Origin of the sequence: Paucilactobacillus oligofermentans DSM 15707 = LMG 22743 (assembly GCF_001434315.1) — a bacterium.
GTDB lineage: Bacteria > Bacillota > Bacilli > Lactobacillales > Lactobacillaceae > Paucilactobacillus > Paucilactobacillus oligofermentans.
In genome coordinates this window covers 215,657-233,344 of record NZ_AZFE01000003.1, presented here as the reverse complement: position 1 = coordinate 233,344, position 17,688 = coordinate 215,657, and the positions used below count along the sequence as shown (strand labels likewise).

Here is a 17,688-nt window from a genome sequence, read left to right as displayed (position 1 = left end):
CTTCTTCCTAAACACTATCCAGTTACTTACTCTCTTGTTCAATGCTCATTGTTAAATATAATAATCAAAATTTAAGGTGACGTCAATAGTTTAAATTAATTTTTTCATCGCATTAATTGCTGCTAAGTAATTAGGTTCATCAGTTTGTTCTTCTACCATTTGACGATAAACAATTTGACCATCCGCATTAATTAGAAAGATTGAACGTGCTAAGACACCTTCAGTTGGCACCAAAAGCTTCATTTCATAACCAAATGATTCTTCAGCATCAGACATCATATCCATATTTTCTACGCCTTCAGCAGCACACCAAGCAGCTTGTTCTTTGATTGAGTTTGTCGAAACCGTAATAAAATGTACGTCCTTATATTGATCCATCGTTTGATTGAATTTTTTAGTTTGTAGACTACAAACTCTCGTATTAATATCAGGTACCACACTAATCAAAGTTGCTTTACCCAATAAATCACGTGTTTTAACCTTTTGATTGTCAGCATCATAAAACTTAAAATGTGGCAATTCTTCACCGACTTCTGGTGGATTTCCTATAAGTTGTTCAGTAACACCCATTCGTTTGATTTCCACTTTGCACACTCCTTTAATTTGTACTAACAAATATATCTTGATTGCTATAAAATTACCGTAAATATCGTTAGTTTGCAAGTAATAAGACTATAAAAGAACCTTAAATTCTCTTTTAGAATTTAAGGTTCTTACTTAATTACAATAATTCAGCAAATGCATCAGCTTCTTGATTTAAAAATTCTTCTCCAGCTTTTACTTCTGAAATTTTAATTCCATCAAGGGAACGTTGCATTAATCCATCGATATCTAAACGTTGTTCATACAATCTAGTTCGTTCTAAATTAGGACGTGTCTTTGGGCTAGGTGGCGCAAAAATTGTACAACAATCTTCAAAAGGTAAAATTGATAATTCATAAGTATCAATATCTTTAGCAATTTTAATAATTTCATTTTTATCTAATGAAACGACTGGTCGTAAAATTGGTAAGGTAGTGACATCATTAATTGCCATCATGCTTTCCATTGTTTGCGAAGCCACTTGGCCTAAAGATTCTCCATTAAAAATAGCCATTGCGTGCCGTTGAATCGTTAGAGCTTGCGTCAACCGGAGCATCATTCGACGTTGTACCGTCATCAAGTATCCTTCTGGAACTGATGATTTAATTGTCTCTTGAATTTCCGTAAATGGTACTTCAATGAATTTAATCGAACCACTGTAACGTGCCATCTTACCAGTTAATTCCTTAGCTTTAGCTAAGGCTTGTGGACTAGTATATGGAGGACTAAAGAAATGAACCATTTCCATGGATACACCACGCTTCATACCTAAGAATCCAGCCACTGGTGAATCAATTCCACCAGAAAGCATTAACATTCCTTTACCACCAGTTCCAACGGGTAGGCCACCGATTCCTTGAATAGTTTCACTTGATAAAAAGATTCCATTATTTCTAATTTCTACACGGATGGTTAATTCGGGATTATGAACATCCACAGCTAGTTGATCAAATTGTTCTAACAAATAACCACCTAAGCGCATGTTCATTTCATTAGTATCAATTTCAAACTCGTGATCTGACCGACGTGTATTAACTTTAAATGTCATTTTAGCATCGCCCAATTGTTCTTGAACCATCTTTACAGCCATTTCAGCGGTGGCTTCAAAAGTTCGTTCCACTTGGACTGATGGAGAGAAGTTTTGGATTCCAAACACCAACTTCAACCGTTTCATAATTTCATCACTATTGGCACCATTTAAATCCACATGAAGTCGGTCGCGGTTAGCATGAACTTTTACTTCAGGGAATTCATGTAAGACATTTCGGACATTTGATCCAAGTCGATCAATAAAAGTCTGTCGGTTTTTACCTTTAGTTGATAGTTCACCATAACGAACCATAATTTCTGAATATTGCATTGAATAAACGCCTCCTTTAAGCCATTATCTTTCCAAAATCTGCATATAATTGATCAAATACTTGATTGAATGTTTCTGCTTCAGCTAAGGTATTTTGATCGCCTAAACTGATACGAACCGCACTAGTTGCAACGGCATCCGCTACCTTCATTGCTTTTAATGTACTTGAAGCCAAATGTTTCTTCGACGAACAAGCACTAGTCGTCGAAATATAGATACCCTTTTCTTCAAAAGCATGGACAATCGTTTCACCACGAACGCCTTCAATCGCAAAGCACAAAATATGCGGTGCAAAATTATCATTATCTTCCGAAAAAATGATTATATTTCTTCGTCCTTTAATATGTTCCAAGATTGATTGTTTAATTGCAAGCTCACTAGCAACTGCCTTTTTTTCGCCAGCTAATAGTAATCGAAGTGCCTTAGCCATTGCTACAATTGCGGGTACATTTTCAGTTCCACTTCTTAAATTACGTTCTTGACCGCCACCAGTTAGTAAGGGGGCAATTTTACGTCCCGAACGAGCATAAATGAAGCCAATTCCACGTGGTGCGTGAAATTTATGACCAGAAAAGGTTACAAAATCAACTCGATCATTCATGATTTTAGATTGCATTCCTTTACCAATTCCTTGTACTGCATCAATATGAAAATGAATTTTGGGATAATCTTTAAGTACCTCAGCAACTTCAAGCAATGGTTGCTTTGAGCCGACTTCATTATTGACCGCCATAACTGATACTAGGATTGTATCTGGGCGAATTGCCGCCTTTAAATCATCAATTGATATCAGGCCATGATCGTCGACTGGTAAATACGTTACATCGAAGCCAAGCATTTCTAATTGTTCCATTGAATTTCGAATTGCTGGATGTTCAATCATTGTCGTAATCAAGTGTTTACCAAAAGCTTGTTTTTCGATTGCGGTTCCTTTAACTACCCAGTTATCTCCTTCAGTTCCACCACTTGTAAATAAGATTTCGCTAGGTTTAGTTCCTAATAAATCAGCAATTTGGGATCTCGATTGCTCTAATAAATTCCAAGCCGATTCACCAAAGGCATGTAAACTTGAAGGATTTCCCCATATTTGTTCACTAACTTTTGCATAAGTTGCTACAACTTCAGGCAATGCTTGTGTAGTTGCACTATTATCAAAATAAATCATTTATTCTTCCTTCTTCAATTGAACATACTGGCAGCAAAAATACAGCCAGCTATATAGGAGTTTAAGCTCCATCCAAAACAGAAATATTATAGCAGAATTCTGTACGGTTTAATAGATATTTATCTTGCCACAACTAATTCACTAATTTCATTTAATAAAAAATGACTCATACAAATTGTACAAGTCATTAATCTTTATTTACCGTAATAGTTATCTTCAAGTCGTTTATATGATCCAGGTTCCACTTTATCTAAAACTGTTGCAATAGTTTCAAGACTAGCTGAATAATCATAACTCTCATCAAATAATTTTTGAGCTTTTTGGACCGCTACTTCAACTTCAACATTATCTTCTCTTAAACGATTAGCATATTGTAACAATCGTTCTGCAAGTTGAGCGCTATCTTTTACATCATTCGTTTTTTCTTCAAGTGTTTCTAAATCAGATTGAACAATCAATAATTGCTTCGTGATATCTTCCATATTAATTTTAATTTTATTAATATCAGAATCTAGCTTTTTAATTTCATCACTAACTACAAAGAAATATTCCAAATATGACTTAGGTAACCCAGGTAAATTAAGGCTTTCCACATGTCGTTTAATTGCATGAATATCAATTGCAAATTGTCTTAACGTTTCCTTTGCCCGATGTTCATCACTTTGTAAGCTATCAACATCATCATTAATTTCAGTCTGTTGTTTTTCAATTTGTTCAAGTTGAACTAAAGCTTCTTGCTGTTGTTCCAAAACTGAACTATCAATTGCCGATTTGTTTTCAATTGCATTTAAATCATTTTGATAATCTTTTTCAAGTTGTTTAATTTGTTCACCTAAACCACGTGCAGTTTCAAGTTCACCATGATCTAACGTATAATTTTGACCCAAGCGATCTAATTCCAACATTAACTCATGATTTTGATTCTGTGCATGAATAATAAATTTAGAAACCTGCGGCATAATTTCCGTAACTTGTGGACGTGCATCAATTTCAATCTGCATTAATTCATATAAATGATCGATTTGTCTTTCAATTGATTCATTAGCTTTTTTGACTGCATCAACATCCAAACCTGATAATTTAGCTAAAACAGCAACTCTTTGTGTTTCAATATTGTTAATTTCGGTTGCAATATTAGCATCTTTAAAATTAAAATTATCAATCACTAACTGATCATAACCACTTTTAAGTTCGTCTAATTGATCAGTATATTCTGACTCTAATTGATGATATAGATCTGGAATAACTTTAATTAAGTTCTCTAAGTGATTAGTATTTAACTCTAATTTAGCTAAAATATCTTTTGCCGAGATATGGTCTCCGTTAGTAGTAAGTGTACTGAACTTATCAAACTCATCTTCTAAGGTTGAAAGCTGATCTTCTAAGCTATCAATACTATCCCCAAATTTAAAGTTCTGTGATAACAATTGCTTACGCAATGCTTGATATTTTTTTTCAAGTTTTGACACGGCTTGTCGATGCTTTTGATCAATTTTTTTAAAATCATTCAAAGTTTCCCTAGTTTGCGTCACATCGTGTTGTGCTTCAGTTACCAAACTATCCAGCATTTTGACGTCGCTTTGTGTTTTAATTACGTTAACACCTTTGACTTCGCGATAGATTTCATCAGCTAGTTCATCAATATTATTAAATTGCTCAGTTCTAATTTGATCAAAGCCAGTCTGTAGTTGCTTAAATTCTTCTAATGATTCACCTGTTAAACTCATCTTCGAACCAGATTCCAGCTCGCGTTCAACATGAAGTTCCACTAATTTATATTTTTTTGCCTTAATATCATTTACGCGATTAGTCGTTGTTTTTTGGAAGATATATAAACCACCAACGACAATTGCTGCGATAATAATTAAACCAATTAAGACTTGCAACATCCTATTTACCCCACCCTCAAAAAATAAATACTTATAGTTTGCATTTTAATAGTATATTTATTAAAATCATTTTACCTAAAATTATAACATAGACAAATATATGTCACACTACGTTTTTATTAAGAATTAAAAAGGAGCAAAAAAATATGACTAATTCCCTATTAAATCAACAGCTCGATGCGCTTTTATTTGAGGAAACTAACTCAATTGCAAATTTTTCAAATGCTGCGGCGTTATTATTTCAAACCATAGATGATATTAGTTGGGCTGGCTTTTATTTTTACAATCAAGACACTGATACATTAGATTTAGGCCCCTTTCAAGGAAAAGTTGCTTGTATGCATATCAAAAATGGTACTGGTGTTTGTGGTACTGCACTTGCCAATCAATCCGTTCAACGAATTGATAATGTCCATGAATTTCCTGGCCATATCGCTTGTGACAGTGATTCAAATTCTGAAATTGTTATCCCTCTTTTTGATAATTGGGGTTCACCAATCGGTGTTTTAGATATTGATTCACCAAAATTAAATCGTTTTTCAATAGTTGATGAACAAGAATTAATCAAATTCAGTAATGTTTTACTCCAACACATTGACTAGTGGCCCTTAATTGCGTTATACTGGTTTTTGTGTAAAATAGTGCAGCAGTATGCGGATAAGCTCGTCAACAGATTGATGCCTTCATGGTTCAACAAGTAACCTAAGCTGTAAAGGTGAACGTTGCAGAACAATCTGCACGAATATTGCGGATACGATCGGATTATTTTACTCCAAAAAATATTTGGAGGACTATCATATGTCTCGTTATACAGGACCAAGCTGGCGTCTATCTCGTCGTCTTGGAGTTTCACTTTCAGGTACAGGTAAAGAATTAGCTCGTCGCCCTTATGCTCCTGGTGATCATGGTCAAGATCGTCATAGCAAAATGTCAGAATACGGTTTACAACTTCAAGAGAAGCAAAAAATGCGTATGACATACGGCATGACTGAACGTCAATTCTCAAACTTATTTACTCGCGCCGGTAAAATCAAAGAAGGTACTCATGGTACTAACTTCATGGCTTTACTAGAACGTCGTTTAGATAACATGGTTTATCGTTTAGGTTTGGCTACTACTCGTCGTCAAGCTCGTCAACTTGTTAATCATGGTCACATTACCGTTGATGGCAAACGTGTTGATATTCCTTCATACGAAGTTACAGTAGGTCAAGTAATTGGCGTACGTGAAAAGTCAAAGAACTTGGTTATCATTGCTGCTGCTGTTGAAGCAGTTATTGGTCGCCCTTCATATATCGAATTCGATGCTGACAAGCTTGAAGGATCATTAGTTCGTATCCCAGAACGTCAAGATATGGACGCAGAAATTGATGAATCATTAATCGTTGAATATTACAACAAACTATAATTCATTGTATTTTAAAAAAGTTGATTACATAAAATGTAATCAACTTTTTTGTTGCAATAAATATAATTAAATCCGAATTACCCAAATTTTATAGATATCAATTAGGTCTTTTATACTTTGCTGAATGATTTCAAATTGGTGTAAATCTTTGAAAAATGCACCATCTTTCATCCATTCAATTCCAACCATAAACTCTGCTGACTTAAAATTTGCATATTTATCAATATAGTCTTCCGTTAATTTCAACGAATGCATTCCTTTTTTAGTGTGATCAGAACTAACGCCATAACGATCACTAATTTGATTAATCGCTGTCTCTGAATCTGCTAAATATTTTGCATTAAATGGATTAGCTTTTGATTCTGATAACAAACATAATTTTAAAAACATCCGATCATCCCAAAATCCCAACTCAAAATGCGGATCTTTCTTATATCCACGTTTATTCGGTCCAAAAGCAATCCAGGTATCCACTGGCGGATTCACCGTTCTTCGAGCATGTTTTGCAACATGTTGAAAAACTGTTAGTCCTTGGCTGTTAAATAGCCCTTGTAATTGATTACCTGTCGTTTCGAATTTTGGATCTATAGACTGCTTAATTTTTCCTAATCGTCCTTGTAGTGTTTGATCATTAAATATTTCAAAATCTGATTTATCATACAATTCCATTCACCCATTTCATTATTCAATTTACATCATGGTATAATAGTATCAACTAAATTGAAAGGAGCATGGACTCATGCCTGATAATTATTCAGCTTCTACAGACGATCGTCTCCAAAATTCTATTCATGGTACACCAAAGATCAATCCGGACGAGCAACGCAAATATCTCGGTACTTTTCGCGAACGGGTTGGATTTACAATTTCGGTTCAAGAATTAATTTCTCGTGATTGGACTAAAGAATTTGCCAAAGAATTAACACAAAACTACGTCCAAATTATTTTCATTAATGGTAATCTTGAACAAGAAAAAATTAAACCATTTATTTTGATTGCCACCAAAGCTGGCATTAATTTCACCCTGAAAACAAGTCCAGAGTTCCATACCAATCCAGATAATCTTGCGATTGTCGTAGCTAATAAACAAGCAATTAATTTTTCAACGATTACTGCCAGTGAAAAATATCCAATTGATGACCAACCACGCAACCAAAAGGTTAAACAATCATTTTGGCAGAAACTATTTCAATAAAAAAGAGGTAATAACTCGTGCAGCCCTTAGCATATCGTATGCGTCCCACCCAAATAAGTGAAATTGTCGGTCAGCAACACTTGGTCGGTGATGGCAAAATAATTAATCGTATGGTTACCGCTAAAATGTTGTCGTCCATGATTTTATACGGACCACCTGGCACTGGAAAAACCAGTATAGCTAGTGCGATTGCTGGTTCTACTAAATATGCCTTTCGCATGTTAAATGCCGCCACTGATTCCAAAAAGGATCTCCAAATCGTGGCTGAAGAAGCAAAAATGAGTGGTACCGTAATCCTATTACTTGATGAAATTCATCGATTAGATAAAGTTAAACAAGACTTTCTACTTCCACATTTAGAAAGCGGTAAAATTATTTTAATTGGGGCAACAACTGAGAATCCATATATTTCTATTAGCCCCGCAATTCGTAGTCGAACCCAAATTTTTCAAGTCTTTCCACTTTCAGAAAGCGAAATGGAACAAGCCGTCAAACGTGCGTTAGCTGACGACGAAAATGGACTGGGAAAAATGAAGATTAAGCTTGAAGATAATGCCTTATTACAACTAGTTCGAGCCACTAATGGTGATCTTCGAAGTTCATTAAATGGACTGGAACTAGCTGCTAAATCAACCCCTGCTGATAAAGATGGTTTGATTACACTTACATTACCCATCATTGAAGAAAGTGTTCAACACAAAGCCCTGTCTGCTGACAAAAATGGTGATGCTCATTATGATGTCATTTCGGCATTACAAAAGTCAATTCGCGGTAGTGATGTCAACGCAGCACTTCATTATCTTGCTAGACTAATTGAATCTGGTGATTTACCAATTATTACCAGACGATTAATGGTCATTGCCTATGAAGATATCGGTATGGCTAATTTACCTGCGGCTGCTAGAACAATTGAAGCAATCACAGCCGCTGAAAAGCTCGGTTTTCCTGAAGCTAGAATTCCATTAGCTGATGCGGTAATCGAACTATGTATCTCACCAAAATCTGATTCTGGTATCACCGCAATTGATAAAGCAATTGCTCAAATCAAACAAGGTAACTTCGGCGATGTTCCCGCTCATTTGAAGGATGCACACTATCAAGGAGCTGAAAAATTGGGCCATGGTGTTGATTATAAATATCCTCATAACTTTCCAAATGACTGGGTTAAGCAACAATACTTGCCTGATAAAATTAAACGTGCGATTTACTACGAGCCAAAAAATAACGGTAAATTCGAAGAAGCCCTCGGTTTTCGTTACCAACAACTATTAGATGCTCAACGTAAATCATAGCAATTGTTTGCGCTGATTTAATCACCATGTTAGAATGAGTTAAGGAATTCTCAGGTGTACGCGTTGTTCATTTACAGTTTTGCCTTACAGTCTCACTACATTGGGACTAGAGCTGAATTACTTGGATAACAAGCCTTATCATTTGGTAGTTAGATATTTAATTGCCATGTCCCACCTGTCTTTACTACAGGGTCATCACTGACGAACAGTTAACGGCACCATTAGAGTTCCCTTTATTAGAAATTAAACTTAGTCCGAGAAATTATCGGACTTTTTATTTTGGAGGTTTTACATTGATTGCCATACTGACAATTGTTTTCGCATTAATTTTACTGTTTCTAGGTAGCTACCTGTTAGCTCATCGAAATAAGCCATTTTTAGTTTTTGATCCTATTAATCAACCCGGACTCAAAATGATGCTGACGTTTTGGGGAAGTGAATTTTTACTTGTTGCACTTGCCTGCATTATCATAGCATTTATTAATAACGATATCTGGACAATTGCAGTCTTAACCACTGGTAGTTTCTCCGGAACATTCATGTTATTAACAATGACTCGATTTTTATACAGAAAATGATATCGTTTTCTTTGCCTTTTTACCCCTATTCAATTACAATGGTCTTATAGATAACTAAGGGGGAATGGCATATGTTACAACAATACGAACGTATTTTAGTCCCAGTCGACGGATCTAAAGAAGCAGAATTAGCTTTCCAAAAGGCTGTCGCAGTCGCAATGAGAAATGGTGAAGGTACAGAATTACGCCTGGTACACGTTGTCGATACTCGCGCCTTCCAAAACATTTCAAGTTTTGATACTTCAATGGTTGAACAAGTTACTGACACAGCTAAGAAAACTTTAGATAAATATATCGAAGATGCTAAAGCTGCAGGTCTTGAAAATGTTAGTTATACAATTGAATATGGTGCCCCAAAAACCATTATTGCAAAAGACATTCCTGGCGAAATGAAAGCCGATTTAATTATGATTGGTGCCACTGGTCTTAATGCAGTTGAACGACTATTGATTGGTTCAGTTACTGAATTCGTTACTCGTAACGCAGTCTGTGATGTGCTTGTTGTTAGAACCGACTTAGACAACCAACCAATTACTAAAAAGAAAAAATAAGAATAATTAAAAAAGTTGTCCATGTTTTCATACATGGACAACTTTTTATTTTCCTAACTTATGACTTATTACTTTAATTTGTTCAGTTAAATAGTTGTTATCAATTACTTCGTTAACCGCTAAAGCAATCATAGTTTGTTTCTTTGCTTCTTTAATTTTGCCTAGTGCCTGATTACTCTTTGCTAAACACAGATAAACTTCATCTAATAAAAATAGCAAGCCATGTAATTTACATATTTTCAATGCCACTTCAGCCGATTCTAGACTAATTGAAATTTGGTTTGATTCATAAGCTAATTTAGATAAATTAACATTTACCTGAATTAACTGCGATACCGTTCCAGTTAATTGATTGCCATCAATCAATAAACTGACCCGTTTAGCCATTTGCCCAGCTAATTTATGGTTATTTTGAGCTAAATAGACCATCCCCATCTCCAACGTTGTTAACGCTTGATAGACATTACCACTATTTTCAGAAAACTCTTGATTTGATAACTGAAAATTGAACATAGCTTCATTTAAGTCTTGGTTAACGTAAAATTGTGTCACCCCAATAAAATAATAGTAACGTTGTTTATCAAACGCATTTCTAATTTGCTTAATCCTGATTTCATTTAATGCTTGTGCCGCTAAATCATATTCATGCTTCATCAACAATTGATTTACTTTTTCAAAAATATCCCCTAAATTATGACTATCTTCAGCAACTAAATCTTCAACCTGAATACCTAATCGTTCACAAACTGCAAATAAAATTGGCATCCCTGGTAACTTATTTCTATTTTCCATTAAGCTTACTGTTGCTTGAGTACAAACACCACTTGCTAGATCTGCTTGCGACATTCTTTTTTGTATTCGATATTTCTTTAGTTGATCTCCACGAAGTTCCATATTGTTTATCCTTTAAATTATATTAATTGCCAAATAATGTTTTTTGCTTGCTCTACGACTAAATTAGTTTTTTCTTTAAGTACTCGTTTAATTAAACTACTTTGATCGGTAATAATTCCATCCACACCTAATGAGACCATTCTTCTAGCAACAGTTGGACTGTTAACCGTCCATACATATACTTTTTTATCTTGGTCATGAGCTTTCGTAACAATCGTTTGATTAATTGTTCTGTAGTCTAATGAGTAAAACGAAATTCCTTTTGTTGGTAATTCACTCAGTACAAATGGCCTAATCAAACCGACTTTAATATTAGGATTTATTTTCTTGACCGCACTAACAATTTCACTATCAACTGAATGAACAATTGCACCTGATTTAATTGTTTTCAAGCCATACTGTTGATTAAATTTATTAGCAACAATTTGTGGAGCAATTGCTTGCGGTTTCAATTCAATGATTAACTGGTTGTTTAATTCATTTGCTTTATTTAAATACTGATCTAGTGTAGTTACGGATGCTACATAACCATTTTCGTGAAGTTTAATCTTTTTTAAATCGGCAAACTCATCAGTTTCAACTGTTTGATTTTTTCCAGCTAGTTTTTTTAAATTAGGATCATGCATCAATACAAATTGGTTGTCATGACTCATTTGGATATCCATTTCAATATACTTATTTTCTTGACCTGTTTTAATTAAACTTTGGAGTGAATTTTGAACTCCATTATTACTATCTACTCCGCGATGGGCAATAACAATTGGTTCTTGCTGAGTTTGCGGATTCAAGCCAACTAACCCAAAACTAACCGTAGCGAATGCCGCAATTATTAATCCCCATCCACCTAAATTAGGTTGTGATGATAACTTGGAATAATACATCCCAAAATGTAAATATAACAGTGTACTCAGAATCGAAGCAGCCAATAGCATTCCGATTAATAAAATCACACTTCCTAAAATCTGATCATCAATAAAGCTAATCCGGAAATTAGTTAACAATAACAGCATTAATAAACTAATACATCCCAAAATTACTACTATCAATTTGAGCGTTAGCTTCCTTTTTAGACGAAAACTGTTATGATTTTTTGTCACTTTTAACCAGATAAACCATAAAAATAAATATAAAATAATTGCCGGGATTCCCACGGCAACTCGATGCAGATTAACCAACCTAACAATTTGTTCTGGAAATGGTAAATTAGCAAATAAATAACCGGCTGTGCCTAATCCGCCCAATGGCAACATTAAAACAAAACCCGCAATAAAATATCTTCCAAACTGGTTACTTAAAATCAGAGGAATTTGCTTATGCATATATCGAGTAATAATTAACAACTCAAAGATAATAGCGATTATTATCCATCCCCAAAATAAATCTAAACTAACTAATATGCTATTAATTAATAGTCCGAGCCAAATAATCCCGGTAAGTTCACACCACTTCACTAAATTTCCTCCAAACAAAAAAACACCTACAATACCATTGTATTGCAAGTGTTTCATTGTTTCAATCAGCTATCTTAGTTATTATATTTCTTTTGACCAACATGTTCATCACCGAGTTCTTGGAAATCATAATGAATTTGGTTATTACGTTCAAATTCAGCTAATCCATATTGAATAATTTCATCAATTAATGCTGAATAACTAATTCCTGATACTTCCCACATTTGTGGATAAAGACTGATATTGGTAAATCCTGGTAAAGTATTTGGTTCACCAAGATATGGAACATCATTCTTATCAACTAAAAAGTCCATTCGAGTTAGCCCCTTAAGTCCAAGTGCGACATAGGCGTTGATGGCCATATCAGTTATTTCTTTAGTTAACTCATCAGATAAAACAACTGGTAATTCAAATACAATTCCACTAGCATCCACAAACTTATTTTGATAATCATAGAAGGTATCGGTTGCAGGAACTCTAACCGCACCAAGTTTTGATGCTCGTGGTGTTTCATTACCAAGAATTGAAATTTCAATTTCTTGTGGTTGATTAATTGTTTCTTCAATCAACACTTTAAAGTCATATCTTAAAGCATCTTCAAGACCTTCATTATAAGAATTCTCGTCATCCGCCTTGTGGATTCCAACTGATGATCCTTGATTAGCAGGCTTGATGAAAACAGATTTGCCCAGTCTTTCGCTAATATAATTCCATGTCATCTGCTTGCGATTTTCAGGAGTTACAAGTAGATATTTAGTATTACGAACCCCTGCCTGATTCAGTACTCGCTTCGTCATATCCTTATCAAATGAAATTGCTGATGCCATTACACCTGAGCCAATATATGGTTTCCGAAGTAGCTTAAACAATCCTTGAATTGTTCCGTCTTCACCCAAATTACCATGAATAACTGGATAAAATAAATCAATATCTTTAACTTCTTGAAATGCCTTAATTGGAGCTAACGGATCAGACATATCAATCTTAGGATATTCGTCTGCAATAATGTCGTCTTCCGGAACGCCATCAAAGATTTTTTTTGATGCTTCATGCCCTAACAAAATGCCATCTTTGGTAAACATAAATAAACTTACGTCATATTTATCTTTATCCATTGCATCATATATATTGTGTGCTGAACGTTTTGAAACATCGTGTTCAGACGAGTTACCACCAAATAGCAAAGCTATGTGCAACTTATTATTATTCTTCATAATTTTCCACACCTATTCTGTCGTTTTATAGAATCTTAAGTATAGCATGAAAGCTATAGTTTGTCGTAGCTTAGCTTGAACTCTAAGAAATATTTAATAATTTATGATAACAAATTTTCACCAGTGGAAATATACTTCATAATTTCATCTGGAAAATCATCTCTGACTAACATGGCTTGCATTAACCGACTATGATTAAAAATTATGTTCCAATCAGCTTCTGTCTGCGGTTGTAATTTAGTCATTAGGTAACTTCTCCACGACTTTAATTGTAACAATAAGTAACTACTGTATAATTCATTCTTATTAGCCAATGATGATAAAAAGGCCACAATACGCTGAGATTCGCCAAAAATAATTGGTGTTTCCAATCGTTTATATCGTTCCAACAACACCGTCATCAAAAAGAGCTTATCCGCCCGCGATAAATCATCACGTTTACACAATTCATCAATCACATTACCAATATGTGTATAAGCATGTGCCCACCCATTTGATTTAATGAATCCACGCGTATCAGTTTCTAAGATGATGTATGTCGCAAATTGAATGATAAATTCATCCAATTTTTCTGAATCTAAAAAGAAATAACCTGCTTGGTCACCATACAAAACCGTTGATAATAATAACAAACTGAATGATCGCTTAAAAATAGCATTATTTTTTGGCTCTAAAATATGCGAAAACATCACATCGTCTTGTGACAAATAATTAAATGATAATACTAATTGTTGCTTTGAAATAACTTGTAGTTCAAGTAATTCGCTAAAGAAGAAGTAAACACCTTGATCTCGAACATTAGGATTCATTGATCCTAAGTGAGTCAGCATCAGTATTAATTCCTCGTCTGAAATTTCCGTTAATTGTTGTTCATTATTTTGAGTTCTTAAATCATTTAAAGTTTCAAGATACTGGTCATCATCGGTTGATAAATAAACTTTAGCTAATTTAATTTTCTTTACGTTATCAATAACATTACCAATTTCAGAACCCAAAGATTGATAAATCTTACCATCGTTTAATTTTTTTCTTAATTCAACCAGTTGTTTTTTAACTGTCTCAATTTGAGTCATCAATCTGTTCCTCCATCGTTAACATTTATAATGTTAATACTATCATAACAATTACATCCAATGTCACTTATTCCATATTGAATAAAATAAAAAAAGCCTATTGATATGAACAGATATGTCCATATCAATAGGCTTTATATACTTAACAAAATATAGCTATATCATAAACTATTTTCCATTAGGATACACTGGTACCACGGCACCTTTATATTCTGACTTAATCCATTGTTGTGTACTCTTTGATTGAAGAGCTTTCATCAATTTCTTGATTGCTGGGCGCTTAGTATCACCTTTACGGACCGCAACAATATTAGCATATGGTGATGAATTACTTTCAAGTGCGATGGCTTTTTTAGTTGGGTTAATTCCTGCTTGTTCAGCATAATTAGAATTAATAACGACTGCATCGCCTTCTTTTTGTTGATAGAATTTAGGCATCAACTTAGGCTCAAGATCAGTTTTAAACTTCAAGTTTTTACTATTTGTAGCAATATCACTAAAAGTAGCCGTTGTAATATCAGTCCCCGACTTAATAGTAATTAGGCCTGCATCTTTAAGAATCGTAAGCACTCGTCCATAATCAGCAACGTTATTGCTTACTAAGATGGTTGCACCATCTGGAAGATCTTTTAAACTTTTATATTTTTGTGAATAAATCCCAATTGGTTCAAGATGTACTTTACCAGCACTAACTAAAGTACCATTATTTTTCTTATTCCAGTTATTCAAAAATGGTGTGTGCTGGAAATAGTTAGCATCTAAACTCTTACTAGCCAAACTTTTATTAGGTAAAACATAATCTTGGAATACTTTAATTTTTAAGTTAATTCCTTCTTTTTTAAGTTGTGGTTGAATATGTTTTAAAATTTGTGCATGAGGTTCATTTGAAGCCCCAACAGTTAGTGTAGTTTCCTTACTTGAATTACCACAGCCAACCAATAACAATGAAACCGCAGCTACACTTACAAGACCCGCAATTAATTTTTTCATGAGCTAATTCCTCCAAATTTTTATCGTTTATCAATCCGCTTAACCGCAAAATCACCTATAAATTGGAACACGAACACAATCAACACAATAATCACTGTCGCTGTGAGGGTTACAGCATTATTATTAGCTTGGAACCCGTCCAGATAAGCCGTATTCCCTAAACCACCAGCACCAATTGCCCCAGCCATTGCCGTGTATCCAATTAATGAAATAGCCGTAACTGTAATTCCGGAAACTAAGGCTGGTAAACTTTCAGGTAGTAAAACTTTGAAAATAATTTGTGCTTTAGTTGCACCCATTGCCTCGGCCGCCTCTAATACTCCACGATCAATTTCATGAAAAGCAATTTCAACTAATCGTGCATAAAATGGGGCTGCTGAAATAATAAGTGATGGTAAGGCTGCTTGTGCCCCAATAATTGTTCCCATAATCACTTGAGTTGCTGGTAATAGTAAGACAATCAAGATAATAAACGGAATTGAACGGAAAATATTAACAATCGCTGAAACAATCCAATTTAACGCTTTGATCAAAAGTGAATCACTATCAGTTGTTTCAAATAATAACAATCCTAATAAGAATCCTAATACTGCAACTACAATGATTGAAACTGCGGTCATCCAAAAGGTTTCCCAAGTTGCTGTTCCCATTGAGGACCAATCAACATTACTAAATTTAAAATATGAACCAATCCCTGTATCAACCACGTTCAATCACCTCCGTCTCAACTCGCAGTGTTTGAAAATATGCCAGCGTACCATCGATACTTTGCTGATTATCACTCAGTAAATGGATATACAGTGATCCGATTGATCCTTCCTGAGTTTGATGAATATTACCTTCAATGATGTTCAAATCAATGTCATCAAATTGTCGAAGCGTTTCAGACACAATTGGTGACGATGCTTGCTCACCATGAAAAGTCAATTTAACGATTTTACCTTGCGGATATTTCTTTAACATTTCTTCCACCGCAATATTAGTATCATCGGCACTACCAGTATCAGTTTCCTGATTAACAAATCGCTTCGTAATCGCTTGTTTTGGATTTTTGAAAACATCTAACACTGGCCCTTGTTCAACAATTTCACCAGCATCTAATACCGCCACATGATCACAAATTTTACGAATAACGTGCATTTCATGAGTAATAACAATCACTGATAAATTCAGTTTTTTATTAATATCTAACAATAAATCTAATACTTCATCTGTTGTTTGTGGATCTAGTGCACTAGTCGCTTCATCAGATAACAAAATTTCTGGGTCATTTGATAATGCACGAGCAATTCCCACTCGTTGTTTCTGTCCACCTGATAGTTCAGATGGATAGGCATTTTCACGTCCCTTAAGACCAACCAATTCAACTAATTTAAGTGCTTTTGCTTTGCGTTCAGCTTTTGAAAGTTTCGCAATTTCAAGTGGAAATTCAATATTTTCTAATACAGTTCTAGACCAAAGGAGATTAAAGTGCTGAAAAATCATTCCTATTTTTAACCGTTGATCTCTTAGTGCCTTACCTTTTAATGCGCTTATTTCTGAGCCATTAACCGTTACTGAACCAGTTGTTGGTGCTTCAAGACCATTTAGCATTCGAATTATCGTACTTTTACCAGCTCCAGAATAACCAACAATCCCATAAATTTTCCCGTCTGGAATAACTAAATTAACATCTTTAACTGCACTAACGGTGCCAGTCTTGGCATCAAATGTTTTTGAAACATCTTTAAATTCAATCATCTAAACATCGTCTCCCTTAAAATTAATAAAAAAAGCCTTTCATCACTATTAAATATAATCATTTAATAGGACGAAAAGCTATATTTGCTTTGCGCGATGCCACCTAACTTTTCAATAGTCTCACAACTATTGACTCAGTGAGTATTACTACTCATGTGCGCTAATGGGCACTACCATCACAAATTCATTATCTACCGATGACTTATCTGTAAATCAATATTTAGAGACCATCTTCAGTTAACATTCATATCCCCGTTTCAGCTACAAGGGCTCTCTTAAATATGAATTAAAAACTTACTCATCTCTT

Annotated in this window: 18 protein-coding genes and 1 other annotated feature (1 of these 19 running past the window's edge); of the genes, 6 read left to right on the top strand and 12 right to left on the bottom strand. The window is 34.5% G+C overall.

The annotated features are described in order from the left end of the window. Positions 1 to 51 (bottom strand) — a binding site (T-box leader) (it extends 156 nt beyond the left edge of the window). A gap of 39 nt (positions 52 to 90) precedes the next feature. The 4 genes from FC70_RS01990 to ezrA all read right to left on the bottom strand — a co-directional run bounded on the left by FC70_RS01990 (position 91) and on the right by ezrA (position 4,996). Then, positions 91 to 585, bottom strand: a complete 495-nt coding sequence (locus FC70_RS01990; RefSeq protein ID WP_057889364.1) for a peroxiredoxin — start codon at positions 583 to 585, stop codon at positions 91 to 93. Positions 586 to 721: 136 nt separating this feature from the next. Beyond that, positions 722 to 1,942, bottom strand: a complete 1,221-nt coding sequence (gene thiI, locus FC70_RS01985; protein ID WP_057889363.1) for a tRNA uracil 4-sulfurtransferase ThiI — start codon at positions 1,940 to 1,942, stop codon at positions 722 to 724. 16 nt (positions 1,943 to 1,958) lie between these two features. Further along, a complete protein-coding gene (locus tag FC70_RS01980) occupies positions 1,959 to 3,107 on the bottom strand; it encodes a cysteine desulfurase family protein (RefSeq protein WP_057889362.1) in 1,149 nt (382 codons plus the stop codon). Between the two features lie 194 nt (positions 3,108 to 3,301). Further along, positions 3,302 to 4,996 carry a septation ring formation regulator EzrA gene (gene ezrA / locus FC70_RS01975; protein ID WP_083478595.1) on the bottom strand — a complete coding sequence of 565 codons (1,695 nt, stop codon included), beginning with the start codon at positions 4,994 to 4,996 and terminating at the stop codon, positions 3,302 to 3,304. A 146-nt stretch (positions 4,997 to 5,142) separates the two neighbouring features. Here ezrA and FC70_RS01970 point away from each other — a divergent pair, with 146 nt between their 5' ends. Beyond that, on the top strand, positions 5,143 to 5,598 hold the full coding sequence (locus FC70_RS01970) for a GAF domain-containing protein (protein ID WP_057889361.1): 456 nt from the start codon (positions 5,143 to 5,145) through the stop codon (positions 5,596 to 5,598). A gap of 196 nt (positions 5,599 to 5,794) precedes the next feature. Beyond that, positions 5,795 to 6,403 carry a 30S ribosomal protein S4 gene (gene rpsD, locus FC70_RS01965; protein ID WP_057889360.1) on the top strand — a complete coding sequence of 203 codons (609 nt, stop codon included), beginning with the start codon at positions 5,795 to 5,797 and terminating at the stop codon, positions 6,401 to 6,403. Positions 6,404 to 6,469: 66 nt separating this feature from the next. Here the strand turns inward: rpsD and FC70_RS01960 are convergent, their stop codons facing one another. Further along, the gene (locus FC70_RS01960) at positions 6,470 to 7,066 is read right to left on the bottom strand and encodes a DUF1054 family protein (RefSeq protein WP_162253433.1); all 597 of its coding nucleotides are present in this window, start codon (positions 7,064 to 7,066) and stop codon (positions 6,470 to 6,472) included. A 76-nt stretch (positions 7,067 to 7,142) separates the two neighbouring features. Here FC70_RS01960 and FC70_RS01955 point away from each other — a divergent pair, with 76 nt between their 5' ends. The 4 genes from FC70_RS01955 (at position 7,143) to FC70_RS01940 (ending at position 10,019) form a co-directional block, all read left to right on the top strand. Beyond that, entirely contained in the window at positions 7,143 to 7,598 is a 456-nt protein-coding gene (locus FC70_RS01955) for a YueI family protein (RefSeq protein WP_057889358.1), read from the top strand. 38 nt (positions 7,599 to 7,636) lie between these two features. Further along, positions 7,637 to 8,890, top strand: coding sequence for a replication-associated recombination protein A (locus FC70_RS01950; RefSeq protein ID WP_057889438.1), 1,254 nt, complete (start codon positions 7,637 to 7,639; stop codon positions 8,888 to 8,890). A 293-nt stretch (positions 8,891 to 9,183) separates the two neighbouring features. Continuing rightward, positions 9,184 to 9,468: a hypothetical protein gene (locus FC70_RS01945; RefSeq protein ID WP_057889357.1), complete on the top strand. Its 285-nt coding sequence runs from the start codon at positions 9,184 to 9,186 to the stop codon at positions 9,466 to 9,468. A gap of 71 nt (positions 9,469 to 9,539) precedes the next feature. Further along, entirely contained in the window at positions 9,540 to 10,019 is a 480-nt protein-coding gene (locus FC70_RS01940) for a universal stress protein (RefSeq protein ID WP_057889356.1), read from the top strand. Between the two features lie 45 nt (positions 10,020 to 10,064). Here the strand turns inward: FC70_RS01940 and FC70_RS01935 are convergent, their stop codons facing one another. From FC70_RS01935 to FC70_RS01905, 7 genes are all read right to left on the bottom strand, one after another. Continuing rightward, on the bottom strand, positions 10,065 to 10,913 hold the full coding sequence (locus tag FC70_RS01935) for a helix-turn-helix transcriptional regulator (RefSeq protein WP_057889355.1): 849 nt from the start codon (positions 10,911 to 10,913) through the stop codon (positions 10,065 to 10,067). 17 nt (positions 10,914 to 10,930) lie between these two features. After that, a complete protein-coding gene (locus FC70_RS01930; RefSeq protein ID WP_057889354.1) occupies positions 10,931 to 12,364 on the bottom strand; it encodes a glycerophosphodiester phosphodiesterase in 1,434 nt (477 codons plus the stop codon). Between the two features lie 74 nt (positions 12,365 to 12,438). Continuing rightward, entirely contained in the window at positions 12,439 to 13,578 is a 1,140-nt protein-coding gene (locus FC70_RS01925) for a D-alanine--D-alanine ligase family protein (RefSeq protein ID WP_057889353.1), read from the bottom strand. 101 nt (positions 13,579 to 13,679) lie between these two features. Beyond that, complete coding sequence (locus FC70_RS01920; RefSeq protein WP_057889352.1) at positions 13,680 to 14,651, bottom strand: DUF2785 domain-containing protein; 972 nt, start codon at positions 14,649 to 14,651, stop codon at positions 13,680 to 13,682. A gap of 168 nt (positions 14,652 to 14,819) precedes the next feature. Beyond that, positions 14,820 to 15,641, bottom strand: a complete 822-nt coding sequence (locus FC70_RS01915) for a MetQ/NlpA family ABC transporter substrate-binding protein (RefSeq protein WP_057889351.1) — start codon at positions 15,639 to 15,641, stop codon at positions 14,820 to 14,822. 20 nt (positions 15,642 to 15,661) lie between these two features. Further along, complete coding sequence (locus tag FC70_RS01910; RefSeq protein ID WP_172457071.1) at positions 15,662 to 16,291, bottom strand: methionine ABC transporter permease; 630 nt, start codon at positions 16,289 to 16,291, stop codon at positions 15,662 to 15,664. 49 nt (positions 16,292 to 16,340) lie between these two features. Continuing rightward, positions 16,341 to 17,381: a methionine ABC transporter ATP-binding protein gene (locus FC70_RS01905; protein WP_057889349.1), complete on the bottom strand. Its 1,041-nt coding sequence runs from the start codon at positions 17,379 to 17,381 to the stop codon at positions 16,341 to 16,343. Between the last annotated feature and the right edge of the window lie 307 nt (positions 17,382 to 17,688).

What these genes read in the sequence shown, in the direction of transcription:
- thiI (WP_057889363.1), bottom strand. Translation starts at nt 1,942, where the DNA reads ATGCAATATTCAGAAATTATGGTTCGTTATGGTGAACTATCAACTAAA.
- FC70_RS01980 (WP_057889362.1), bottom strand. Translation starts at nt 3,107, where the DNA reads ATGATTTATTTTGATAATAGTGCAACTACACAAGCATTGCCTGAAGTT.
- ezrA (WP_083478595.1), bottom strand. Translation starts at nt 4,996, where the DNA reads ATGTTGCAAGTCTTAATTGGTTTAATTATTATCGCAGCAATTGTCGTT.
- FC70_RS01970 (WP_057889361.1), top strand. Translation starts at nt 5,143, where the DNA reads ATGACTAATTCCCTATTAAATCAACAGCTCGATGCGCTTTTATTTGAG.
- rpsD (WP_057889360.1), top strand. Translation starts at nt 5,795, where the DNA reads ATGTCTCGTTATACAGGACCAAGCTGGCGTCTATCTCGTCGTCTTGGA.
- FC70_RS01955 (WP_057889358.1), top strand. Translation starts at nt 7,143, where the DNA reads ATGCCTGATAATTATTCAGCTTCTACAGACGATCGTCTCCAAAATTCT.
- FC70_RS01950 (WP_057889438.1), top strand. Translation starts at nt 7,637, where the DNA reads ATGCGTCCCACCCAAATAAGTGAAATTGTCGGTCAGCAACACTTGGTC.
- FC70_RS01940 (WP_057889356.1), top strand. Translation starts at nt 9,540, where the DNA reads ATGTTACAACAATACGAACGTATTTTAGTCCCAGTCGACGGATCTAAA.
- FC70_RS01935 (WP_057889355.1), bottom strand. Translation starts at nt 10,913, where the DNA reads ATGGAACTTCGTGGAGATCAACTAAAGAAATATCGAATACAAAAAAGA.
- FC70_RS01925 (WP_057889353.1), bottom strand. Translation starts at nt 13,578, where the DNA reads ATGAAGAATAATAATAAGTTGCACATAGCTTTGCTATTTGGTGGTAAC.
- FC70_RS01920 (WP_057889352.1), bottom strand. Translation starts at nt 14,651, where the DNA reads ATGACTCAAATTGAGACAGTTAAAAAACAACTGGTTGAATTAAGAAAA.
- FC70_RS01915 (WP_057889351.1), bottom strand. Translation starts at nt 15,641, where the DNA reads ATGAAAAAATTAATTGCGGGTCTTGTAAGTGTAGCTGCGGTTTCATTG.
- FC70_RS01910 (WP_172457071.1), bottom strand. Translation starts at nt 16,291, where the DNA reads ATGGGAACAGCAACTTGGGAAACCTTTTGGATGACCGCAGTTTCAATC.
- FC70_RS01905 (WP_057889349.1), bottom strand. Translation starts at nt 17,381, where the DNA reads ATGATTGAATTTAAAGATGTTTCAAAAACATTTGATGCCAAGACTGGC.